The 24430-nt window shown below is 57.6% G+C and carries 18 protein-coding genes and 2 pseudogenes; 4 read left to right on the plus strand and 16 right to left on the minus strand.

The annotated features are described in order from the left end of the window. Window positions 1–10 precede the first annotated feature (10 nt). On the plus strand, window positions 11–1642 hold the full coding sequence (locus tag AC1DEL_RS22870) for an ATP-binding protein (protein WP_477126257.1): 1632 nt from the start codon (window positions 11–13) through the stop codon (window positions 1640–1642). A gap of 14 nt (window positions 1643–1656) precedes the next feature. Here the strand turns inward: AC1DEL_RS22870 and AC1DEL_RS22875 are convergent, their stop codons facing one another. From AC1DEL_RS22875 to AC1DEL_RS22885, 3 genes are all read right to left on the minus strand, one after another. Further along, complete coding sequence (locus tag AC1DEL_RS22875; protein WP_441591525.1) at window positions 1657–1989, minus strand: nucleotide pyrophosphohydrolase; 333 nt, start codon at window positions 1987–1989, stop codon at window positions 1657–1659. Window positions 1990–2336: 347 nt separating this feature from the next. After that, the gene (locus tag AC1DEL_RS22880) at window positions 2337–3401 is read right to left on the minus strand and encodes a hypothetical protein (protein ID WP_477126258.1); all 1065 of its coding nucleotides are present in this window, start codon (window positions 3399–3401) and stop codon (window positions 2337–2339) included. 383 nt (window positions 3402–3784) lie between these two features. Continuing rightward, a complete protein-coding gene (locus AC1DEL_RS22885; RefSeq protein WP_477126259.1) occupies window positions 3785–4744 on the minus strand; it encodes a hypothetical protein in 960 nt (319 codons plus the stop codon). 451 nt (window positions 4745–5195) lie between these two features. Here AC1DEL_RS22885 and AC1DEL_RS22890 point away from each other — a divergent pair, with 451 nt between their 5' ends. The 3 genes from AC1DEL_RS22890 (at window position 5196) to AC1DEL_RS22900 (ending at window position 8890) form a co-directional block, all read left to right on the plus strand. Beyond that, entirely contained in the window at window positions 5196–6455 is a 1260-nt protein-coding gene (locus AC1DEL_RS22890) for a hypothetical protein (RefSeq protein ID WP_477126260.1), read from the plus strand. 96 nt (window positions 6456–6551) lie between these two features. Next, window positions 6552–8027, plus strand: coding sequence for a reverse transcriptase domain-containing protein (locus tag AC1DEL_RS22895; protein ID WP_477126261.1), 1476 nt, complete (start codon window positions 6552–6554; stop codon window positions 8025–8027). 221 nt (window positions 8028–8248) lie between these two features. Next, entirely contained in the window at window positions 8249–8890 is a 642-nt protein-coding gene (locus tag AC1DEL_RS22900; protein WP_477126262.1) for an SLATT domain-containing protein, read from the plus strand. A 163-nt stretch (window positions 8891–9053) separates the two neighbouring features. On the opposite strand, the gene AC1DEL_RS22905 is transcribed toward AC1DEL_RS22900, so the two are convergent. The 13 genes and pseudogenes from AC1DEL_RS22905 to gyrB all read right to left on the minus strand — a co-directional run bounded on the left by AC1DEL_RS22905 (window position 9054) and on the right by gyrB (window position 24338). Continuing rightward, entirely contained in the window at window positions 9054–9305 is a 252-nt protein-coding gene (locus AC1DEL_RS22905; RefSeq protein WP_477126263.1) for a hypothetical protein, read from the minus strand. Window positions 9306–9364: 59 nt separating this feature from the next. Beyond that, window positions 9365–11182 carry a TniQ family protein gene (locus AC1DEL_RS22910; RefSeq protein WP_477126264.1) on the minus strand — a complete coding sequence of 606 codons (1818 nt, stop codon included), beginning with the start codon at window positions 11180–11182 and terminating at the stop codon, window positions 9365–9367. 2 nt (window positions 11183–11184) lie between these two features. Then, the gene (locus AC1DEL_RS22915; protein WP_477126279.1) at window positions 11185–12054 is read right to left on the minus strand and encodes a hypothetical protein; all 870 of its coding nucleotides are present in this window, start codon (window positions 12052–12054) and stop codon (window positions 11185–11187) included. A 126-nt stretch (window positions 12055–12180) separates the two neighbouring features. Further along, window positions 12181–12567: pseudogene (locus AC1DEL_RS22920) on the minus strand (TniQ family protein); the annotation flags it as partial. Continuing rightward, the gene (locus AC1DEL_RS22925; protein ID WP_477159186.1) at window positions 12564–13529 is read right to left on the minus strand and encodes a TniB family NTP-binding protein; all 966 of its coding nucleotides are present in this window, start codon (window positions 13527–13529) and stop codon (window positions 12564–12566) included. The gene AC1DEL_RS22925 and the pseudogene AC1DEL_RS22920, both read right to left, overlap by 4 nt. A gap of 9 nt (window positions 13530–13538) precedes the next feature. Further along, window positions 13539–15506: a transposase gene (locus AC1DEL_RS22930; RefSeq protein ID WP_477126266.1), complete on the minus strand. Its 1968-nt coding sequence runs from the start codon at window positions 15504–15506 to the stop codon at window positions 13539–13541. Further along, complete coding sequence (locus tag AC1DEL_RS22935) at window positions 15466–16053, minus strand: TnsA endonuclease N-terminal domain-containing protein (RefSeq protein ID WP_477126267.1); 588 nt, start codon at window positions 16051–16053, stop codon at window positions 15466–15468. The genes AC1DEL_RS22930 and AC1DEL_RS22935 overlap by 41 nt, the downstream gene beginning before the upstream one ends. Before the next feature lie 363 nt (window positions 16054–16416). Continuing rightward, entirely contained in the window at window positions 16417–16839 is a 423-nt protein-coding gene (locus AC1DEL_RS22940; protein ID WP_454035716.1) for a helix-turn-helix domain-containing protein, read from the minus strand. Window positions 16840–17330: 491 nt separating this feature from the next. Then, window positions 17331–17543 (minus strand): KTSC domain-containing protein, encoded by a 213-nt coding sequence (locus tag AC1DEL_RS22945; protein WP_179592631.1) that lies wholly within the window; start codon window positions 17541–17543, stop codon window positions 17331–17333. Beyond that, window positions 17540–19372 carry a helicase HerA-like domain-containing protein gene (locus tag AC1DEL_RS22950; protein ID WP_179592630.1) on the minus strand — a complete coding sequence of 611 codons (1833 nt, stop codon included), beginning with the start codon at window positions 19370–19372 and terminating at the stop codon, window positions 17540–17542. Before AC1DEL_RS22950 ends, AC1DEL_RS22945 begins: the two co-directional genes overlap by 4 nt. Beyond that, window positions 19369–20631: an SIR2 family NAD-dependent protein deacylase gene (locus tag AC1DEL_RS22955; protein ID WP_477126268.1), complete on the minus strand. Its 1263-nt coding sequence runs from the start codon at window positions 20629–20631 to the stop codon at window positions 19369–19371. Before AC1DEL_RS22955 ends, AC1DEL_RS22950 begins: the two co-directional genes overlap by 4 nt. Window positions 20632–20779: 148 nt before the next feature. After that, window positions 20780–21678, minus strand: a pseudogene (locus AC1DEL_RS22960) (IS3 family transposase); the annotation flags it as partial. 134 nt (window positions 21679–21812) lie between these two features. Continuing rightward, on the minus strand, window positions 21813–24338 hold the full coding sequence (gyrB, locus tag AC1DEL_RS22965) for a DNA topoisomerase (ATP-hydrolyzing) subunit B (RefSeq protein WP_477159187.1): 2526 nt from the start codon (window positions 24336–24338) through the stop codon (window positions 21813–21815). Between the last annotated feature and the right edge of the window lie 92 nt (window positions 24339–24430).

Below are 24430 nucleotides of genomic sequence, written 5' to 3' on the forward strand. Positions count from 1 at the left end.
GCCACCCACCATGGCACCGGAGACGGTGGCCCCGGATATCGAGGCCACCACACTGGATGCAGGATTCCGCCTGATGCGGCTCGAGGTCTCGAACTGGGGGCCGTTCCGGCAAGGTGTGACGTCGATGTGTCCCGACGGCCGCCATGCCGTGCTGACTGGCAACCTCGGGCCAGGCACGAGCGCCTTGGTCGAGGCCTTGAGAATGCTCCTACTCCCGGCCCCGAACCCCGCCATCACGCCGCATGCGACGGATCGGCCAGCCATGCTGCTTGGCGTCTTCCACAATGCCGCGTTCGACAGAACGGTCACCCTCGCCCAGATATTCCCTAGCGCGGCGGATCAGCCCCTGCCCGCGCGGCTGTTCGTCGCCGCGCCGCATGAATTGAGCGTCGGCGGGGATCTTTCTCACTTCGACGGCGACCTCGTCGCCCTCCGCAAATCGCTGCGCACGGTCGGCGCCGAATCCTTCGACACCTTCGCGCGGTATCACGCATGGTTCCGTCGCTGCTTCGCCATCGGCGATCCGCTACCCGTCGAAGCTCTGCGCGCCTGCCGCGACGCGCTGGACGGCTACTTTGCCAGCCTCAAGCTCGCGCTGCTGGAGGTGCGGCTCGGACAACTGGCCGACGACTGGGCGCGGCACGACCGCCGCGTGCTGGATGAAGTGGAGCGCCACGCCGCGCTGCGCGCCCAGGCCCTGCACCTGCGGCATAGCATTTCCGCGAGTGGCGGGGAGCGGATCGCGCAGCTCGACATCGATATCGAGCAACTCGAACGGGTACGCGACATCCGCCGGCAACGCGCAACGCTGTACGCCACGCTGATTGCCTCCGTCAACGAAGCGCCTGCCGCCACCGAGGCGGACTTCCTCGCCCAACGCGAGCGGCTGGCGGCGCGCCGGGCCCATGCGCCGTCCGCAGCGCTCTCGCAACTCTCCGCTTTTTCAGACTTCCACGAAATCGACTGGCACATTCCGGCGCGCGACGCGGCGCGACTTGGGGAGGAAAAGCAACGACTCCAGAATGCCTCGGACATCCTCCAGCAACTGGCTGATGGGCTGGAGGAGTTACGAGGGACAATCCGGTCATGCGAGCAATCGCTCGATGCCTGCCGCGACGCCCGCACGGCGGCGCAGACGGCGATGGCCATCGCAGAAACGGAGCGCCAGCAGGCGGAAGACCTACTGGCCGCGTCCGAACCCGCCATGCAGTCGGCCAGCCTCGACATGCTCGACGCGCTGCGCGCCGAGGCGTTCGGGCAACACGCGCCCACCGTGGAATCATGCGACCCCTGCCGCGAGAGCATGCGCCGCTGGCTCCAGGCCCGCATCGACGCCGACGCACGCGACTGGGCACTTCTGGACGAACAACTACGCGACGCGCCATCCGCGCTGGCCACCGCAGAGGCGGCTCGGCCCTACCGCTTCCACCTCGCCGTGCTGGATGAATCATTCTGGCGGGGCGACGACGACACCACGCGCAACTGGCTACAACGGCTAGGCGCCGCCAACGTGCAATGCCTGATCGTCACCCCGATGGAGAAGATTCCTATTGTTGAGCCGATGGTGTCCAGCGTGGCGTTTGTGCGGTATGAGGGAGACGCTGCAGCGCGGGTCTGGCGGGTAGGGATAGAGAATCGGTAGGTGGCGGTATCCCGCTACGCTTCCCCCGCCGGTGGGGGATATTTCACCGCATTCATTTCCATTTTCGCCCTCACCGCGGCATCCAGATCCACCCCCAACGCCGTCACAAGCTGCGTGAGGTAAATCGTAATATCCGCCAGTTCCTGCTCCACATGCGCCCGCTCCGCGGTCGCCATGACGTTGCGGGATTCCTCTTCCGTCTGCCACTGGAAGATTTCCACGAGTTCGGACACCTCGACGCTCAGCGCCATGGCGAGATTCTTGGGGCTGTGATACTTGCCCCAGCCGCGCCGCTCGCCAAAGGCGGCGGCGGCGAGTTGGAGATTCTTGATATCAATGAGAGGCATGGACAGTCTCACTTCAATGAAAAAGGGTTACGGCCTGGCAAGCCGTAACCCCATTTGATGACTAGCATTTTTATGATCTCGCTAGGATCGGCGCACCACCTTGTCGGATGACACGGAAAATGAAAAAGCCCCAGGGGGCACAAACGGAATTTTCAAGTTTCGCGACACACGTTTCACTCGAGTGTGACACCAAAAGTGAAAGAACCCGAAATTTCTGCCACGGAAAGTGAAAAAATCTGCGCAGGCAAAGCAACTACCCCTTGAGCCTTACTATTTGGTGGCGGCACGAGGGCGTAGGGTTCTCTAGCATCCGTCAGACGGACCCGTAGTGGAACCTCGTCACAACCTCACCCAGCAGCCACGTTAAGTCTCGCTGGCGAGTTGAGATGCTGGCCCCGGATCCTTTCGAGGATCTCAGTGACGTGCTTAGGATATTCACCGCTGAAGTACTCGAAGGTTAGCGGATTGGCTGTATAGAAGTGGCAGCAGAACTCGACCCAGTCCTTCGTTCTAAGCGGGCCATTTATCTTGAAGACCTTGCTTGACCGGGCCTTGATGTGCGCCGGCTTCTTCATCGTCATGTTGAAGTCTGAATCCCGCCTCTGGAAATACTCTTCTTCCGTGAAAAGCTGGATCGCACCGTCGAAGTGTCTGAAACAGTTGGCCGCAAGATCGAACTCGGCGTGCAGGTAGCGGGCGGGGAAACAGCGCTGCCCCTCGACCTCAATCCAGATGTCCTCAGTCTTCATTTCCAGGGCCTGGAACGACTTGATGCCATCCGACTCGCTCCACATGATGTCCAAACAGTACGCGTCTGCGAAGAAGAAAGAAACATGCCGAGATTCGAGATCCATTGGCGGACGCAGCTTGACGATTCCAGGTTTGATATTTCGTATGTCCTCGTCGAAGGGCGCGCCGTACCAAGTGTCGGCTTCAAAATAGCCCAGCCTATCGACGTCGATCCGGACTCGGTCTTCGTCGAGGGCAATGTATTTCTCTATGCCGGGGCCTTCGAACCGCCAAAACAAGTCTGCAAACCTTGGCGCCCAGTTGTTGCCTGGGTGCATACCGCGCCGGTAACAAGGATGAGCCATCAAGATAAAGTCGGGCCCGGCAAAGCATCCTTCGTAATGAGCCGGTAACCGGTTAGCGATCTCGTGGAACGCAAGCAGTCCGTCGCGTTCGGCCCTTAGTGGTTCTAACAGCGCCCTTGCGATGCCTGGCGCTTTGGCGACGATGCCGATGGTCTGGATGTACTCGAATGACTCAGCCCTCAGGGTCACGCCCTTGGACGCAGCCAGAGTCGTGAACCTAGCAATCAGGTCAGTCGCTTCGGCCAGCCGTTCGCGGGACTGCTTTTCCATGTCGGCGACGTACCTAGCCGTCATCTCGTCATATTCTTGATCAGCCATCACGGTATTCCGAGGTGATAGAGTTCTGTCGCTATGTATGCACAAGTTAGCGAAGGACTGTGGGAAGATCGCGGCGGAGCAGTGCCGCTAACTCGTGATCAGGAAATCTGTCCACGGCCGCCTTCCAAACGCGGCTAGCGTCGGCTACTTCCCCGGCGTTCCAATGCACACTACCCATGTTGATCCATCTTCTCCCTTCTATCACTTAACCCAGATGCATGGTACTTCGTTTGCGGCACGGACTCGCCATCCATCGAACATGTGCTGTAGGTGCCCGAAACGGCGCGGCTGCCGACTTCTTGTTGTCGGTCTCTGCGGCCTACCTAGAAAATAGCTTGCACGTACCAGACGAATATTCCCGCCCCCCCGCAGTCCAAATTTTGCTATTTCGCCGCTCCTGCAATTGGTGTGCGTGAGACCAAAAGCCGAGACGCTTCCATGTGTTCACCGCCCTCCGGCAGCGTGGCACGCGCAATCTTGATGAGGTGGACGTTCTTGCGGTCGGCTATCGCCTCCGCCAATACAGGCAGGTATTTTGGCGAGGCGGAAGGTATCTCGTTGGTCCGAAGGTTCCACGCGGCCATGACTCCGGCGAAATGATCCGGAATACGTAAGTGCTGCTCGCACCAGAGTCGTTCACCTGGCAGCGGGATCTGGTTGACCCCCAGTGCGGGCCCTTGCCAGCCGGGAACCAGTTGCTGACACAGTCCCCTGACGTTCGCAGCGTACATGTCATTTACGAAACCACCAAACGCCGTCGTGATCTTGTCAACATCGGAAAACCAGCCAACACGTTCAGTTGGCCCGAAGCGGCAAAGTTGTGCGGTAAGGTACGCCGCGAACGTGGAGGCAAAAATCATGTCGTCGAGCAGCCTGACATTGAACGAGCGTGACAAGGCCTGCCGCCGCATCTCTTCCAGCCGCTTGATCATCGGTAACGCAACACCTCGATTCCGCCACTCCTTGGTCATCGCAAGCGTGGCGGCGATGGCCGCCCGCGCGTCTTCCACCTGTTGCGAGCGCTTGCGAGGCACGAGGAAGCAGAAGGTCATGATGCGATGATCCTGCAGTAACTGCATCATGGAGGGACTGACCTTAGAGCAATCTTTGAGGTCTCGATCGGACAGACGTCGGATGTCCCTGCCGATTATTTCCAGGTGACGACCGGCGGGAACGAGCGTGAAGGCGAAGGTGTCATTGTGCCGATTTGCCTGACCAAGCACGTAGTCGGAGAAGAGCAGCCAGCGACGGGTCCGATGCCAGCGCACATAGTCGCGTAGCGATGAATCGATGCCTTGAGCGAAGGTGCTTCGCAGGACTTGAACGATCAGGTCAGGAGTCATGCTATCTCAGTCCTGTGGCGGTAGGTGGCACCGGACACGGCGCTAGCGAAGCGCGCAAAGACAACCGGCTGGAGGTAATCGTGCCATTTTAGCGACAACGCGGAAGCGCCAGACAAGCACTATCCGTCAGACACCTCGGTGGACAAGTCCGATATACGCGAATGCCCCACGGTGTTAGCGGTGGCTGCCACTACCCCGCGAAGGGAGGGTTACGCCCCACACTTTCGATTCCGACACTATCTATTTTCCGTGGAAACGCAATGCGACCCGTCGGTGCAATATTCATGACTATCATAACGATCGGCTGCCAAACTGCTTACGCTAGGATCAACCAGCCGTGCTCGGGTAGCAAGGGCGGCGCATCGGACTGTAGTGCAGGGGAATTTCTATGCAGGGACGGTGCGATCAGTCAGTCCAGCAAGACTTGCATGCGCTAGCTCGAACTATGGCTATGAGCTGCAGCACGCAATCGCACAGCCGCCCACTGATTGTCTACCTGGACAGCAGTGATTTTTCCGTACTGTCTGACAACAGGCAGAAGACCGAGATGCACATGCGGGTCGAGCAGCGGCTGCTCGATTGGCAGGAAGCCGGTGCGATACAGCTCAGATTCAGCTACGCCCACGTTATCGAGGCGGCTGCCGTTCGCCAGACTGATGTTGGGGCGGCGAGAAGTCGGTTGCTTCATATTCAGCGGCTGTGTGGGAAGTCAGCACTGGTCGATCCGTTTTCCCTGTTTGAAGCCGAAGTGCGTGCCGTAGCGCAAGCACCTCAAAAACAGAGCTGGAGTTCGGTCTACCGCGACGACGGCTACTGGATGCCACCCCTCGGTGATCTAGGCATCGAATTTCCTTCACTTGCCACCAGCCTGGAAGATGCGCTGGCAAGTACCACCAACAATCGCGCCGAACGCAGAAGAGCAAAGAGACTGTTCGATAGTACAGGCCGCTTGCGCACCGCGAAGCAGTTACCTGCAGACGAACTCGGACCCGAAGTCCACAGGCAACTAGATCAGTATCCGCTAACGGCTGAAGGACGACGCCAGGTCATCAGATTCATTCGAGGCCACGGCAGCAAGGCACAGGTGCTGGAAGCGATCGAATCTTCGATGATCGACCTCCGGACTTTTTCGGAATGGTATGAGCGGCAGTGGGACAGGACCGCGCCGCTATCCCAGTTCCTCCGCAAGATTGGTGACGACCTACGTCAGTCAATGCAGGACGCGCGTCTGGGCGTGCAACGCGCGCATGAAGCGCTGCAGGGCACGGGGGCCTCTCACAAGACCACCCCCGCCATTCAGGCCGCGTTGGACGATGGGCTGCGTAGCGTTCCTGACTCTATGCTGCTGCGGCTGGCGAGCGTCTTTGGGCTATCGCTGAGCGAATCAGCCCATTGCTCGTGGGAGCAGACCCCGAGCCTGCTGGCGGTAAGTCAGATTCTGTGTCATGTGGCGAGGCTGTCCGCGCTGCCGGCGAACGGAGGAAGACCATCCAAGGCTAGCGATCTCGGTGATGCGCTGCATGCCATCTATTTGCCATACGTCGACATCCTTCGTGTCGATGGATTCACTGGGAATGCGATCAAGGATGCCAGGTTACCCTGCCCGACCACTGTCGTGACGAAGTTGCTCGAGTTGCCGGCAGCCATCGAGAAGCGACTGCAAACTCAAAGTGATGCCAAAATTCGTGGCGCCGCGCAGCTTGCAGATTAAGTGCGAGGATCGTCATCATCATTAGATTGCTGTCCGGTTCCTAGTCCACTTAAGTTTCCTATTAGATGCCCAGTCCGGAGGAGGGGTAATACATAGATGGCACAACCGCCCAATGCCCATCAACTGCTGCTACCTCTTCTGGAGGCATCGACAGTAGCAACCTTATGGCCCGATCAGATTGACGACACGATGCTGTTCAGTGCCTTGTTCTCTGCGGCGGCTTTAGAAGCGGTGTTCAGGGAAGAATTCACAAGCACGACCGGTAAGGGAATTGATCGCTTGAATGGCTTTCAGTTCGCACTCGATGCAAGCGTCCAGTTGTCGACTGCATCGGCAAAATGCCTGACTGGGAAGTATAGGTTCTCTCCATTCCTTGAGGTACTGAAGACGAAGGGAAGAGATAAGAAGCCACGATTGATCGGCATCCCCACGGTTCGTGACCGTGTTGTGCTGCATCAACTAAACAGGTTTCTCGCTATCCTATATCCGGAGCGTGTCCCAAAGAACGTCGCGAGCACATATGTGCGCGAAATCTCGATCGACATAATGAGTAAATCTCCAACGGAGACGTGGATCTGCAGCACTGACATCAAGACTTTCTATGACTCGATCCAGCGCGAGCGGTTGCTCAAGGTACTCGCAAAAAAGATCAAAACTCCGATTGCGCTGAAGTTGATCCGCCACGCACTTGCAACACCGACGGTTCCAAAGAATACGAGAAGAACCAGGCATGCGGACTACCGGACAGACGTTGGCGTTCCTCAAGGCCTGGCCATCTCGAATATTTTGGCATCCATCTACATGCAAGAAGTTGACGATGTCATGCCGACGACAGGCATTACCTACTACCGATACGTCGACGATGTGCTGATGTACGGCGATCACGACGCAGTGCAGAAGGCCCTCGCTTCACTTCGTGCGAGACTCAAGCGGCGTGGCCTAAGCTTGCATCCCCTCGGGTCAGGAAAGTCACACCTCCAGCAGCTATCCAAGCCGTTCGGTTACCTTGGCTATACGTTCCATTGGCCGCTGATCTCGGTGAGGGACTCGACCACCGAGCGATTTCTACAGTCGATAGCTGCAAAGTTCAGCGACTACACGCACAACCGGACGCGCCGCTTGGAAAGGTTTAAATACCTCACGCCAGAAAGGCTGAAGGAGATCTTCGTCCTTGAACTCAACGAGCGAATCACGGGGGCGATCTCGCACAAGAAACGCTATGGGTGGATTGCCTACTTCAACCAAATCAGCGATTTGAAATTGCTCTATCGATTGGATCAAGCAATCGAAGGTATGTTCAAGCGCCTGACAGATTTCGATTGTAGAGCGCCGGCCGATTTAAAGAAGCTGCGACGCGCCTACTTCGAAATGAAGTTCAACCCAGAGGGTGGGTACGTGCGGAACTACGACAAGATTAGGACCAGGGCAGAGATGTTGGCTTTGCTCACCGAACGAGGCCGCGTCGGACCAGACGAGGCACTGACCGATGAGCAGCTCAAGGATCGCTACGAAAAGTACCTGCAGCACGTCCTATTCGCCATGCACAAGGACGAAGGGGCGCTCTATGGCTAACTTCGCTATAATTCGCGTGCGGGTGACGCCTATCGTGCAAGCGATACCTCGCAAGGCTTCGGTCTCGCGGGCGGAAGTGCTCTCTACCCTGCGCAAGCATGGGACGTCGCATTTTGTGACAAGACCTTCTCGAGGGAATGCTCTGCATCGCTGCTTGAGAAGTGGATATGACCTGATTCTTGAGGTGTCTCCCGCACCCCCAATTTGACATGCTCTCACCAATGAGGCAGTTCGTCTCGGACCTCCGCACGCGGGCTTGGAAGACCTCTGGTTCGCGCTACAACGCTGCGCGACGCCTAAAGCAGCGAGAGATGTTTTCGACCATCAGTCTCGCGATGCTCTCGGCGTTGAGTGTCGCAGCGGCGGTGGCACAGCGAATCTACTCGCCCCAACCTGGGACGCCGCTGGACAACTACCTGACCGCAATTTCGGTCGCGCTTGGTGTGTTCCTTTTGGCCATCAGTCTTCTCGAGTGGGGCGCCGCTTACGGCGCGAAGGGAGATGCGCTACATCGTAACGCCGAGGATCTTACGGCCTACCACCTTAAGCTGGCACATGTACTTGCCAGAATGGAGTGCGGCCAGGTAGTGGAAGATTCAGAGGTAGATGCGCTTCGAGTTGAGTACGAAACGATAAAAGATCGCTGCCCCTACAACCACGCGCCGTCCGATCACGAGCTCTTCAGGGCTCAGCAGCGCTTAGCGCCCGAGTTGGGTGCGACTGAAGAAGAGCCGGTGATGACTGGATGGGCTGCTCTGTTCGTCAAAGCACGCTGGGAGTGGTCGACAATCTGGTTCTTTCTCTTGGTATGGATAGTGGTCGCGGCTGCTTGTGCGTACTCCCTTTGGATACCAAAGACATAGAGTCACACGGCGAATACACTTTCCACCGCCTTTGCTGGTGACAGCTCTTGATCGGAAACGGCTTTCAGTTGAGAGAAATCAGAGGCCGGTCGCAATGGCCGAGGGTTGAGTCCATCTTGTTCCCAGACCTTGTCTCTCGTACCTCGACCGTTTATTGACCGATCTACAATTGACGGACGACTTTCATCCCCTCAGAAACACTTACGGTAATCAACTCCCGTCTCCCATCTGGCCATTCACGCACTACATAGTCCGGAAATTTCTCGTCACTATAGTAGATGGGGTTACCAGCCCTAAGATGCGCCTTGGCCACCTCTCCGTCATCCCGACGGAGGCAGGCCTCGAAGCGTCGCCAGAACTTCCGCTCCTCTTCAGGAGACATTTTTTCCAACTGAGTACCGTTCCAGTCAAACATCGGTTCCTGACTCCAGATTTAGTTCACGCACTGTGAACGTGAGGTGCTTTAGTGAGAGGCTATCGCCCTACCTTGAGATGGCTCTCTCCTAGGTTCTTTGCGACCTCGTCTCGCCGATAGAAATACTGTCGAGTGCCGTCAACCGTAGGTCCACATACAGGCCGAGCCGACAGGATAGCAAGTAGTTTGCGGGGTGCCATCCCCTGAGCAGTAGCAAGCTCTGATAGAGATATGTATCGCTGACCAAATGCCTTTAAAGCATCACCGCTTACGCGCCGGATTCCATTGTCCTCCTCTGCAAGTAGTAGCCCGCGGTAGACCAGTTGATACGCAACCTGCTGCTTGACCCTCAAACACTTCGCTGCCGTGTCCACGGACATCCAAGAGCTGGTCTGAGCCCGATGCGCATCTAACCAAGAGCGAAGGGATTCCGTTGATATGCCCGCCCGCCCCATCCCCCGGCCAACGGTTGTGGTGCTGGCAATCGTCACGTCGCCCACGAGAAGCGCACGTACCAGCGCTGGGAACTCTCCGCTACGCAAGCGCCATGTTTGGAGTATGGTCGCCAAAGCCATATTCGCCTTGGACACGCCGTTGACCATCGTCAACGCTGTGATGGACAACAACTTGTATGCGTCTTGCTTGGACAACCACCATACCGATGCGCTTGTTCGGCGCGGATCTATCCATGCGCGCAGTAGTCCTGCGTCGATAAGCTCGCGCACCCGCTCTCGCCTTAGCCCCAACAGGTGGGCAGTCTCGCGTAAAGAGAGGCTATCGGCTTTGCAAGCACTCACGCCCTTCGCATCGTCGCGATGCACAGCTATTGTCGTTCGTCCGGAGGCATGCGCTACCGCATGTCCGCGAATCAAACCTAGGACCGCCAGACGGCGTACAGCCGCCTTGCTCGCACACGCGGCCCTGGCGATCTCCTCCGGTGGTCTATGCGGATGCACTGCAATCGTCTTTGGTTGAAGCCTGCGATTGCGGCGTCCCAGGAGTCCAAACCAGTTTTCCTGCAAGTATGTCTCGAACTCTTGCCGCAGAAAGTCAAGCGAGCCGTCATTCAGATCTCGATATAGGACGCGATAGAACGGTCCAAACGCATCCCCTATGTGGGTTGCAAGAGGTCGCGCCGCTCTAATGCGGGCCAGCAAATGCTTAAAGTTTGTCGGCCATTTCTCGAGGATGCTGGATGTTCCCTTGGCAAGCTCAACGGAAACACGCAGTTCGTGTAGACGCTTCTGCTGACCGGGACGAGTAGCGAACGGGGCAGCGTCGAATGATCCCAAGTATTTGACCATCCGCACCCAATTTGTCGGCGTGATGCCGCCGGGCTCACCACTTCCACACCGCAGGGCTTGCGCCAGAATTTGGTGCAAATCTACTAGGCCCCCGTCTGCTGGCGCAGGTGAAGCGCGCTCTAGCCTGTATCCGCAGCTGCATGTCGATATTGAGCATCGCTCCAATGGTTGACTCGAGGCACATTGAGGGCAGCGATCCATCAAATTGACCCCGTGTGGGACACATACACAACAGAGCTTTATTCCCCATTCACCTCGCAAGTAATCTCCCTCCGACAAGCACTTCGGGCACCAGCGCATGAAGTAGTGGTTGAAGTCATCACGGCGCAAGCCGTAAGAGGTGCCTGATACCGCGTCGCAGTAACGAGGAAGTGGTCCTCGAAGACAAGCAAGCTCCGACGATTGCAAGCTGAGAGAAGCGCGAAAGGAGACTCTATTTGCTCGAATCACTCGGCAAAGCTCCCGCGGATTCTCGTATCCGTTGGCCGATGCGGCTCTTACGAGGTAGCCGAAGGCAAGCTCACCGGCATATGGCCGCGGCCGAACCAGGAAGCGCCCTGTTGATGTCCTCACGGTCAGTCACCATGTATCTGAGTTGCCGCAGCGATCATGCGGTCCAGCACAGTGCTTGGTGTCTTCACGAGCGTGGACCAAAGCTGACGCAGGAACGCATCCGGATCGGTGTGTTCAAACTCGGGACATGATGCAATCCATGCGCGAAAAATTAAATGACATCTTTGAGGTTCAATGCCTTCAGCGGCAATCCTGAAAAGCTCATTCAACAGATCAATTGCTCTTGCTTCTCGACCATCCGGGTAGGCGGTTACGTACCCCGTCATCTCGGAAACAGCAGCGGGATCGCTAGCGACATACCCTCGGCTGAGGGCCTGCCACCATAACAGCAAAGCTTTGATTCTTCCCGTCTTCTGGGAATCGCCCAACTTGGGATTGAAAATTACAAGAGTATGCGCTGGAAATGGCGCCCTTACCGAGTCAATCAAGCGGAGGACGACTTGGTCTATCGTGCTGTCAGCAAGCGATGTAGAGGCCGCGGCTCGCACATATTGAATTCCGTGCCAAATTGCGGAATTATCCTCTATGAGGATTAGGGTACGGCCATCGTTCCTGCAAGCCCAGCGGACGAGACGAATGAGGCCATCTTCAAGATTTCGTGGCCACTTGCTCAAGAGATCGTATTCCCACCGATGAGGTTCAGGGCGAGCCTTGGATGTCCGCCTGTCGCTGTGGGAAAGTGACGGTGGCATATTTCGCATAAGTGAATCGACAATCAAGCGCCGAAGCCCGTGCAATACATATAGCGACTCTATTACGGTCGCATAGGGAAGCGATGGCCAGCCGTCCGGTTGCTTAACGCTTTCGTCGCGAGATTGCGGTAAGGGCAGGTCCGATGCAAGGCAAATCGTGGAAGCTTGTTTGTATTCCATGACTCCCGCAGGCTCAAGCGGGCCGTCGGTGACTACCGCTCCGCAGTGACAATGCCAATCGGGGTGCAAATAGGGCCATTCATATTTGCTACCGCACCGGCGACAACTATTGACCAGCCTACAACGGTGGAAGGGGCATGCTCTTATCAGAGGCATTTCCCACAGGGCGAAGTGAATCCCTTTCTCCGCGACACACTTTGGACAAAGGACAAGCTGCGGCCATCTCAAGCGCGTCACACGAATGCTGGAAATGTGTGTTCGCCACAGTCCTCTCCACGCTGCTGACCAATCGCACGCGCTGACGCGGGCACGACGACCAAGCAAAGCCTCGATCTTCTCCCATGTGCATGGGTCAAGTGCCGCGATCCCTTGGCCGTATATATTGCCAATCAGTGTGGATGTATCTGCGGGGATCGCATGTCCATTGAGCGAATGGGCTCGATAGACGTAGCCAGCAAGACTTTCCCCATACTGATGAGACGGTCGGATCGGAAAGCTATCAAGGAGTATCACTTTCGTACTCGAACTCGGTCTCGGTACGGCACAGTCAGGACTTGCTCAAATGGCTCGTTTGCCCGATTCAGTCGTCGGAACTGAAACCGCTCGTTGAATGGATTGAGCYGATCCACACCTTCCCACCAAACGTCCTGCGTGAAGGCCATCTCCAGAGTTTCAGGCCCGACATTTGATAGCTCTTGCTCAAGGGCTAAGCGAATGCCGCCAGCGAGCAGCTTCTTGATGTAGGCAACCCGCCCGTCGCACGCGAAATATATGCGTTGCGCCATCTCACTCCACCCCATCGATCCACATGACACCGGAATCGGAAAATTGTCACCAAGTGATAGAAAAAGTTGCAGACACTCAGCTTCGACACTTGTTTCACCCTGTTGCCCCATCTGTAGATACCTGCGCCGGGAGAATCGCCGTCGCACTTGCTCGTTGACTTGGAGCAAGCTCGCTACCCGCGGAAGGCCGAGTAATACGGTCGGAACGCCGACTTCGTCCATGACGGTCTTCAGCCAGTCTCCGACGAGGTACTGAGTTGGCATCTGGCCACGGTCCCGAATATGTTGTGCCTCATCGATCAGCAGGAGTTCCACCGATACAGCATGTGCCAGCTTGACCGCGCGAGCTGTCTTCGCTGAGACGGTTCCTCTGGTGGGTGATGGGTCTCCGAGGCGCGCTAGCATCGCTTCGGTGACTGCTGCAATGGTGGCCACGGGAGGGATCGAGACATGCAGCACGGGAACCACGTCTCTTTCGGCCACGGCGACGCGAGGATAGCGAGTCACGAAGTCTTGGCACAGCGTAGTTTTCCCAGTGCCACTCTCGCCCAGTACGAGTAGATGTTGGGCGATGCCGGATTCCCGATACAGACGCAGAAGACTCTCTATGTCGTTGAACGCCGCCACATAAGCAGGGAACTGGAGAAGGTCGTCGTTGAAGCGTTCGAGGACCGAGTGTATTGATTGCATCGCCGTACCTCACCGCTTCACGCTAAACGAAGTATAGCGCGCTGTTGGTAGATCATCGTCGGATGCTGCAACGCTTGACCTCGCTGGAGCCACCGGCCTTGCCGGAACTAGCTGGACATCAGATTGCGGATTCGAGCTGCTGATTCCTCGAATCGCTGCAGCCTTTCTTCGATGCCCTTGCTTCCGACTCTGCATTAGTTTCTGGACTGCTGCGACCAACTCATATTTTGCCCGCTCCAGCGCGCCCTTGTTTTCGGTTGTCTCACCTTGTTCGCGCAATTTCGCCCTAATTAGATCATTCTGGCGTGAGGTCAAGTTTCTCGCGTAGTTCTGATCTGCGGCAAGCACTGATATCGGCGACTCCTGGTGTGGGCCCCAGACTTGAATGACGCCGAGGTCTTCAGGGTCGAAGAGAACCCGGACGCGGACGCCCTCTCCGTATCGGGTCAGTATGGTCTGTAGCTCATCGTCGCAGTAGCGGATGCCGTGGAGCCATATCCCGTCACGGCGTAGTGACCGCTCCTCGGTCAAACCTATGCGTCGCTGAAGATCCTGGAAGTCGGCAGGCAGACCCGGCGTCCGGTGTCGCAATCCTTCTTCCCATTTGTGCCACGGCGTAACACCAAGCGCTCGATGCCTTTGCTGCGCGTAAATGTCGATCACCCACTTCTCGAAGATGTGCTTGAATTCGGCCACCGTCAAAACTGCATGCTTCAGCGGATCGTAGTCGCCGCGATGATGCATGCGTGCGAAGCTCGTACCGGGGAGCTGATGAGCAAGGAAATAATTGATCGTCTTAAGATACCGCTCGACTACCCCCTTAAATCGCGGCTGATGTTTGGGGCAGTACTGAATGCGGATGTCGAGATCAAAGCAAACGCTCTCCAGATCACGCCCATGGAACTCGAGCCCGTTGTCAACGACCAAGACGTCGGGGCGCCCGTAGCATGGCCATTCTTTTGTAATTGTGATATTCGCTAGTGCAGGCACAGCAGCGGTCTTTGGGAGGATCGCATGGCGAAGTGCAGCCATCACTGCGGCGGCGGATGGGCTATCAAAGCTCACGTGGTAGCCGAGTAGCATGCGACTGAAATGATCGACAACAACGGTAAGGGTTGGACGGCCCAGTGGTAGGCACGTCCTTTCATCAATGAGGAACAGGTCGAGAGGCGTGTGGTCGATCTCCACTCTCTCCAGGATGCGATTGCATTGCACGCCGGCCTTGTTTAGGCGCAGCCTTCTATCCGCCGTGTTCTTGCCTTCGCGCAGCGCGACGTGCTCGTACACATCGGCACGTGCCAGCATTCGATACACGGTACGCAGCACCGGACGTTTAAGCTGTTCTGCGGGAAGCCTCGTGCGATTCTCCTGCTCGATCTTCTTGATAAGATAGACATAGATTGTCGGGACCGTCGCTCGAGGCGATGCGTTGATTGCTTCCTGCATCGCTTCGGCAGCAAGCTTGAGGATTTCTGAATCTTGCCGAAGAATACGGCTACCGCGACGATCGGACCGAGGTATCAATACGCGCCGGTCCTGATGACACCTGTAACGTGAATACCACCGATACAGCGATGTAACGCTTGGGGGGGTGGCATCTCCGATCCGATCTGCCACAGCTGCAATGAATGGCTTCATAGCTTGCGGAGTGAACGCAACGCCGTCACTCTCTAACAACGACTGTACGTAGTGCCAACGTCGCGCCAGTTCGGTTTGAACGTGCGCTGGCAGTTCGTCTAGCGCGCGCGAGTAGATGGGCGGTGCGTTCGCGCTCGATATGCTCGCGGCCTGCGGCCGTACCGACACCCGTCCTTCGGCATAGTCGGATAGTAGGCGTTGGCGTGTTATCGACATGAATTGCCCATCCTCAAGCCGTTCGAGTAGCAAATCGCCGTTGGGTTGAAGGCGATCGATTCGGAAAACCGTGCTGTCCCAACTAAAAGTCGTGCTGCGGAGCAATGCGAAACCAGGCATCATCTCCCTCCTTTGTTATATGGAGTGGAGTTTCAGGGAGAATCGGTTGGTCTAGATCGCAGCGCAGTAGGCCGGCGAGTAGCATGCTGTAAGGCTCCACGCCGCGATCAAGAAACAAAGTGGTGGCCGAAGAGATCGGCAACGGAAACCTGAACGCGTGCCGGTCTAGTGCGGCTTTGTATGCAGAAATCGGTTGGCGAATACGGGGCGCGCAATGATAGATTTGACGCAGATTTGCCTGACGGGGCTCCATCCGCAATGAACTGTCGTCGAGTATCAGGAAGCACTGGTCCGATCGCTGAAGATGCATTCGCACGCGATCGAGCTTGTGTCGCACCGCCTTATCAGCCAGGCCGATCAGTGGTTTGACTTCGACGAGTACGCAGTCCCCATTGCTTAGCGTCAGTTCGAAGTCTGGCGTATAGCGTCGCAATCGCGGTCCATCCGGATAGCGTATTGTGAGCGGCTGCTCCCGATACGTGGAAATCTGCGGCGAAGCTTCAAACAGATAGATCGCATCGAGCTCTAATAGTCCTTCGTGATGGACCATTCGGCCGTTCTTGCGGCTCGGAAACTTGCCGCGAACTATGCCGCCAGTCGACCTGACAATTCTTCTCGCTCTTATATGAGGCTCGCCAGCGGGCCTTTGCCCGTGCCACAAGCCTCGCCAGGGTGTTGCCGACATGAGCGTCTCCCTGCCGGGTCGCTCCGGACCCAGCATTCGTCACTTGATACGCCTGTCTACGGACGTACGAACAACGCGTATGTGTCCTGTACGCTCGGATTACATTTAGGCGTTGAGTGGGAGGCTTGACGCTGGCGGGAAGGATGACGATACTGAAGGTGCGATCCGTGGGTGTCGTCAGATACCTACACCAGCGGGGCAAGCCGAAAGGATTGTCCCGTTTCTTTTTTACATGCTTACCTCCACTTTGCTGCGACGCTTGATGCGCCGATTCAGCTTTGGTGCGGGCTCTGCAAAAACCCCTCTTAGGTCCAAAGCGTCTCGAATCATCTTGATTTGCAGCGGATGTAGTTCGTTCACCTGGTCACGCAGCTCCTTCAGCATCCAGTAGACGTCGGGAGAGCAATCTCCGTTCAACGCGAGCTTTCGCTGAGACGCTTCGGCAATGCTCCGAAGTTCTTGCCGCTCTCCTTCGCTCATCCCGAGCGCGGCGATCAATCTCTCTATGAACTCTGGCGTTGGTGGGCCTTTGACACCGATCTCTAACGCCGAGATGTAGCTTTGCTCATACCCGAGCAAATCCGCCAGTTCCGACTGTCGGATTTCCCGGCGCATGCGTAACTCGTAGAGATAATGGGAAAACGGGCTCATTGCTACCTACGCCTGCAATTTGAACTAAAGCCAGCGTAGGTAGCAATTAGTGTCGCGTCAAGAGAAATATCTGACCTAAGTCTTTGACTAAAAATACATTTTTAGTCAACCAATGAAGGCTATTTAGTGCTTACTCGGGAATCCATATATCAGCCGTGAGCCGAATTCTTCTCTTCGGCGACTTCAATTTTGAGGTGTGGTAGTCGTGTATTTATTTATTGAACAAGCCAACAGGATGCGTGCTAACGGTATCCAAATCGCTCTACGAACCGCTTGCCGCCGTGGTCGATCAAAATTGAGCTGGGTTGGCCTCACGTCGCGAGAAGAGCGAGGGTAGAAACCGGCCAGAAACTGTGAATCAGAGCACTTTCCTGACTGACAGCTTCTAGCTGATTTCAAATATTTGTTGCCCCAGACTTGACTGACTGCCTTCGAATGCGACGGGCACTCTCTTAGTCGGCCATGACGCCGGAGATAGCCGAAACGCGCACCTATCCGACGCGGGAATACGGATAAGCGTTCTTGATTTGGTATGCCAAGAACTGTCCCTTTGAACCCGCCTGCATGAGTTGCTCGAAGAGCGCCTGCGTCACGTTGTAGTATTGGTAGACAGCACCGGTCTTAAACTCCACTTCCAGCGTCTGCGACGGTTCATCGTATCCGATTGCAATGATCGTAGATGACGCTACTGGTTCTCGGTTCATTGTTCTCCTCCCTGTGGTTCTGTGGTGTCTTCGACTGGCACTCGAACAATGCCAAGGTTTCGCGTGACGGCGAAGGTTCTCTGCGCTCGCCAAGAGGCCACGACTCGGTCGTATCCCTCTGCGATTCGCTTATTAGCCCAGGCTTCGGAGACCTTGGGATCAGAACTCTTGGGACGTTGCTCAGGAGGGGGGAGCGTTACCCGGCATCGCACTGGCAGTCTGGCCGCTTCTCCCGCCACGATTGCTTCCCCTGTTCTCAAAACAGGCAGTAGATCCACTAGACCGCCTAGATTGTCGGGAAGCGCCCCCTTTACGCGGGCACGGTCCTCAGGGTTAGATAGTCGCAAGGCTAAGATCGTGCCGCACTGCGACAGGATGGTTTCATCAACTTCGGCGGGGCGTTGGGAGACCACCATCGCACCGATTCCGTACTTTCTCCCCTCTTTGGCAATCCTTTTCACTACGTCGGCAGCTGCGTCGTCCGCCTTCGCGCCAGATAGGTATCGGTGGGCCTCTTCCATTACGACCAAAAGCGGACGGTGTATTCCCCCTTCGGTTTTTTCGCGACTCCAATAGAGCGCCTCGTAAACGATTCGCAAGATGGAACCAACGAGCGTCGTCAACACCGAGCTCGGTACGCCCGATAGATCAAGAATGGTGACTGGCTTCTCGTGCCCCAGCCAGTCGTCCAAGAGTCTATCTAGGTCGAACTGAACGGCTCCATCCAGCGCTGGTTCCCACGGGCCAGGATGCAAGATGAAGTCGAATCGATGATCTAGTAGCCGTGACCGCATAAGATTCAACTGCCGTCGAATGCCCTTCGCCTGCTGGTTCAGGAACGGTCCAGCAGCACCCATTGCCGCCGGGGTGTACCTTGGGGGTGTCAGAGTCGCTGGATCACCGGCATGTTCCAGTGCAGGCTGGTCTCGCTGCGGTCCGTTGAAAGTCCGCATCTCAAAGTCGATGAGGTCATACCAGCATTGCTTGAGGCTGAAGGGTACCGGGCTGTCGGCCGTGAGTGATTCAGGGTCCAATCCGGGAAAGTTGGCCGCCGCCAGCACCCCAGCCTTCATATCCTGGATCTTGTCTGAGAAAGCAATTTCTTGGTTCTCGGTCAGTCCTCCCGCAACGAAATCCAGAAGATCCCTCGATTGCAGCGCCCAGTAGGGAACGAACAGTGGTCGCTCGCCGGGCTGCGGTGTGGCGCTATACACGCGGGCGAAGTCCGCCAGCGCATGGGTGTACTCGCCATGAAGATCCAAGAGAAGGATTCGAGACGCGGGTGAGCCCCCTTCTTGATTTGGCCGAACAATAGAACGTAGCAAGCTTGCGATGGTCGTGGATTTGCCAGAGCCGGTTGAACCCAGAACAGCAGCGTGCCTAGTCACCAAGGCATCCAGTGAGAGCTTGACGGCGATGCTATCGGAACTGGAAAGAGTGCCTATCGTTATCTGATCAAGGCCTTCGCTCCCGTATATGCGCTTAAGGTCTGCCTCAGTAACAATGTGCACCGAGTCGTTGATCGACGGCAACTGGCTGAGCCCGCGCTCGAAGCTCTGTCCCAGAGCCTCTCCAGCGAGCTCCACCCTCATCCAACGCCCCCCACTAGCCGCCGTCGAGTCAGCCGATGCCCCAACTTCACTAACGATGCCGAAGAGGTCCTGGTATCCCTGAGGAATCCGTACGAAACCTCCGACCTGAGCAACCCGGTACATGTGCCCTTCAATCACAGCAATACCTGACGCTAGGGATTCAGCGAGCGACACGGTGACTGTTGGACCCGAAACGGAGGTGACCAATCCGAGAAAGGTCGGATCTTTGGCGCTCACGCTTTTGCCTCCCCTGCATTCGCTACAGCGACCGCAACGACCGCAGCCCCGCCTCCATTCACCGCTGCAACGGCGGCGTCAGGTGTAGCTTGGGCACTCATGTCGGTCGCTTGGGCCAGGGCGCAGAAGCGAGTAAGCAGTGCAAAGTCACCAAGCAGGAACTGGCTCTGTTGCCCTGGCCACCTTGGTCCCCAGAACGTCGCTCGGATGTCTTCCCAGTTCTTGGGAGGATCTCCGGGGCGCCATGTTCCCTTGACGCCGCCGATCACAGCGCCGTCGGACGCGTACACGGAAAGGTTGGGGCGTTCGTAAGCCAACTTGCAAGCGGGCTCTTCAGATGCCAAAGGCATGTACTGGAATGCCATGACCGAGGCGTTCGCGTTCATGGCAAGCGATTCGTCCAGCACTGCGCAGATATGTGCGTCGCGGAACGAGAAGCCAGAAGTGAGCAAGATGCTGTCCGGTGTCAGGAGAAACTGACGCAGGCGTTCGAACAAAGCCGAGTAGGGTTGCTTCTGTGTCAGCTCGTACTTCAGGTGATCGGGGTAGACGAGTTGAGAGGCCGTCCGCCCTCCTCCGCGTACAACTGAATCACCTTCCAAAGCCCAGCCCAAGGAGCCATGCAATTTCCAGAGCCGCGACCATCTTGGTGGCAGATCATCGCTGGCCACGCTAACGGGATCAAAGAAGGGTAGATGCCCCCCGGTGAACCCATCGAAGTAGGACGCCCGGGATCGCTCGAAAGCCTCTTCGAACAGGAGATCGTAGTTGGTTGTGAATATCTCAACTGCATGCGCCCGTAGCGTTCCACTGACCCAAGAGACCAACTCGGTGTAGGGGTTTCGCTCCTTGGGCAACGGTGCTCCGACCACTTCGCCGATCTTTTTGCATACCTCCGCCCCAAGAGCCTTGTACCCTTCGGAGTCAAGTCCATGAACCTGCGCCGGCCCTAGTGCCTGTTGCAGGAGTCGGATGCGGGTGAGGATCGATTCAATGTTTGCTGCGGCGCCGAGTTCCGCACGAATCGCTTCGGCAGCGACCTTCTGTTGTCCGGCCAGCGCTTCAATTGCTTGGGTCGTCAACGCCTCAACCCCAGGCATTAATGAGCGCCCACCGTCAGGGACCAACGTGCCAGCCTCGTTCACCCGAAGCGACATTGGTGCTCCTGCGCCAACCAGCAGACCGATGCGCTTCCGCCCTTGAGAGAGAATCTGTCGAAGATCCGACATGAAGCGGTCAGGATTGTGAAGAGTGTTCAAACAAGCCTCCCCTCCATATTTTTTAGAATCTCCATTTTGCACGGTTTTAACGAAGGAAGTTTGGCCCGAGTGCGCCAATATCCTCTACTTGACCGGGATCTATCATCCCTGATGGCCGCTTGGCGCCGATAGCGGGACATCTTCGCGGGGACACCCATTTCTGGTTAGGACGTTGTGCGTCGAACTGGCGGTTGAGCAGATTCGGCGCCGCCCGTCCCATCTCCCCGCGATAGGAGCGGTACTTTTTCGGCCGCACCAGCGACTTCAGCCGCAATTACCCCATAAGGCGCTGTACGGTCTTGTGGTTGATGATCCAGCCCATCTGCCGGATTGTGGCGGTGATCCGCCGATAGCCATAGCGCCCCCTGTGGCATGTATAGACGGCCCGGATCCTGGCTTTCAGCTCCGCGTGCTTGTCACCGGCATTCACCACCTTTTGCTGGTAATAAAACGTGCTGCGGGCCAAATCTGCGGCCTTGAGCAAGCCCGCCAACGGGTACTGCTGCCTTAGCTCAAGCACTATTTGCGCTTTTTCTGCTGCGCTGCTTTCTTCGCTTGAACCAAGGCATCGAGTTTTTTTAGGTACGCCACCTCCGCGCGCAGGTACTCGATTTCTTTGAGCAATTCCTTGCGCGGACGCTCGTCATCGGCAACCGGCTCGGCCGGAGATTTGGGAGGAATGGCTTGCGGCATCGTCTTGGGGCGCCCGCGAGGTCGGGGCGACAGGGCATCTATACCGCCACTATGATAGCGGCGCTCCCAGACGCCAATGCAACCCGGGCTGCGGATGTCAAACAACGCCGCCGTTTGCTCGCCTGAAAGACCTTCTCGCCACATGCGCAGCAGCACCGAGAGTTTGAATTCAGTGCTGTAGGGATTGCGCTTCTTGCGCAGCCCGTCTTGGCCATGCTGGCGGTAGCTCGCCACCCAACGCTGCACGAGCTTGTAGCCAACTCCATACTGCGCCGCGATCGCCTTGAATCCATCTGGCCCAGCCAGATACTGCCTTACCAGCTTGAGCTTGAACCGCTCATCGTACTTCGCCATGAAAAACACCCCAAAGGTTGGATGGGTGTCCAACTTTTGGGGTGCAGTTCATTTAGGCGGTTTTTTCATTTACTGCGTCACAAAGTTTTCAGTAACTTGACACAGTTTTCACTTTCCGTGTCATCCGACACACCTCAAACATCAATATTCCGCGCCACCAGCGCATTCGACTCAATGAAATGACGACGCGGTTCCACTTCGTCGCCCATCAGCGTGGTGAAGATCTGGTCGGCCGCGATGGCGTCTTCGATCTGCACGCGCAGGAGGCGGCGCTGGGTCACGTCCAGCGTGGTTTCGAACAGCTGCTCGGGGTTCATCTCGCCCAGGCCCTTGTAGCGCTGGCGGGACACGCCGCGCTCTGCTTCGGAGAGCAGCCATTGCATGGCCTGGTGGAAGTCGGACACCGTCTGATCGCGCAGGCGTTCGCCTTCGCCGCGCTTGACCTTGGTGCCTTCCGGGATCAGGCCCTGGAAGGTCGTGGCGGCGCGGGCGAGTGCGGCGTAGTCGGCGCCATGGACGAAGTCCGCGTCCAGGTGCGACAGGCGCACGTTGCCGTGGTGCCGGCGCGCGATCATCAGGCGGTGCTTGTCGGTTTTCTCGTCGAATTGCGCATACACGTCAGCGGTGCCGTCGTCGTTCACGGCGGCGCCCAGCAGCGTCTTGGCGTGCATCTCGGCCAGCTTGGCCTTCAGCGCCACGGCCGAGGCTTCCGCCGCTGCCGCGTTGTCGAGATCCAGCACCACGCCGTCGGCGATGGCGCGCAGCGCGTCCGGGTCGACGATGCGGGACAGGCGGCCGATGACGCCTTCGGCCAGCTGGTACTGGCGCGCCAGCTCGGTCAGGGCGTCGCCCATGATCTCGCTGCCGTCCGGGCGCGTCAGGGACGCCTTCTCCATCGCCAGCTTCAGCAGGTAGGCGTTGAGTTCGTTGTCGTCCTTGATGTACCGCTCTTCCTTGCCGTGCTTGATCTTGTACAGCGGCGGCTGGGCGATGTACACATAGCCGCGCTCGATGATGTCCGGCATCTGGCGATAGAAGAACGTCAACAGCAGCGTGCGGATGTGCGAGCCGTCCACGTCCGCATCGGTCATGATGATGATGCGGTGGTAGCGCAGCTTCTCGAGGTTGTAGTCGTCCTTGCCGATGCCGGTGCCCAGCGCCGTGATCAGCGTCAGCACTTCCTGGCTGGACAGCATCTTGTCGAAGCGCGCGCGTTCCACGTTCAGGATCTTGCCCTTCAGCGGCAGGATTGCCTGGAACTTGCGGTCGCGGCCCTGCTTGGCCGAGCCGCCTGCGGAGTCGCCCTCCACCAGGAACAGTTCGGACAGCGCCGGATCGCGCTCCTGGCAGTCGGCCAGCTTGCCCGGCAGGCCCATGCCGTCGAAAGCGCCCTTGCGGCGCGTCATTTCGCGGGCCTTGCGGGCCGCCTCGCGCGCACGAGCGGCATCCACGATCTTGCCGCAGATGATCTTGGCGTCGTTCGGCGTTTCCAGCAGGAAGTCGGTCAGCGCCTTGCTTACCAGTTCCTCCACCGGCAGACGCACTTCGGACGACACCAGCTTGTCCTTGGTCTGCGAGCTGAACTTCGGCTCGGGCACCTTCACGGAGAGCACGCAGGACAGGCCCTCGCGCATGTCGTCGCCGGACGTCTCGATCTTGGCCTTCTTGGCGATCTCGTTTTCTTCGATGTACTTGTTGATGACCCGCGTCATCGCCGCGCGCAGGCCGGTCAGGTGGGTCCCCCCGTCGCGCTGCGGAATATTATTCGTGAAGCACAAAACCTGCTCGTTGTAGCCATCGTTCCATTGCATGGCCACTTCCACCGTGATGCCTTCCTTCTCGACATTCGCGTAGAAAATGGTCGGATGCAGCACGGTCTTGGCGCGRTTGATGTAYTCRACRAAGCCCTTCACGCCGCCCGAGWASGCAAAATCCTCTTCCTTGCCCGTGCGCTGGTCGGTCAGGCGGATGTGCACGCCGTTGTTCAGGAACGAGAGTTCGCGGATGCGCTTGGACAGCACCTCGTAGTGAAACTCCACGTTGGTGAAGATTTCCTCGTCGGCCAGGAAGTGCACTTCGGTGCCGCGCTTGTCGGTCGCACCGATGACCTTCATCGGCGAGACTTCCACGGGGTTGCCATCCGGACCGTTCACGGTCTCGATCACGCGGTTCTGCACCTCGCCCTTGGCGAACTCGATCAGGTTGACCTGGCCGTCGCGGCGCACGGTCAAACGCAGCCACTTGGACAGCGCGTTCACGCAGGACACGCCCACGCCGTGCAGGCCGCCAGACACCTTGTAGCTGTTCTGGTTGAACTTGCCGCCCGCGTGCAACTCGGTCATGGCGATTTCCGCCGCGCTGCGCTTCGGCTCGTGCTTGTCGTCGAACTTCACCGCCGGCGGAATGCCGCGGCCGTTGTCGACGATGGAGATCGAGTTGTCGCTGTGGATCGTGACCTGGATCTCGGTGCAATAACCAGCCAGCGCCTCATCGATGGAGTTATCCAGGACCTCGAACACGAGGTGGTGCAGGCCAGTACCGTCGGAGGTGTCGCCGATATACATGCCCGGGCGCTTGCGTACCGCCTCCAGGCCTTCCAGGATCTGGATCGAAGAGGCTCCGTAAGAGTTTTCCTGCTGCGGATTTTGCTGGTCGGTCATGTTTTCCTACTCACGATACTCACGGCAAATGCGGAATCCGGTCCCGACGCCGGGCTGGCGCGGGGTCTGGGGTCCGCAATGGCGGGTTACTT

Source organism: Cupriavidus sp. 10L43_2, from assembly GCF_056395265.1.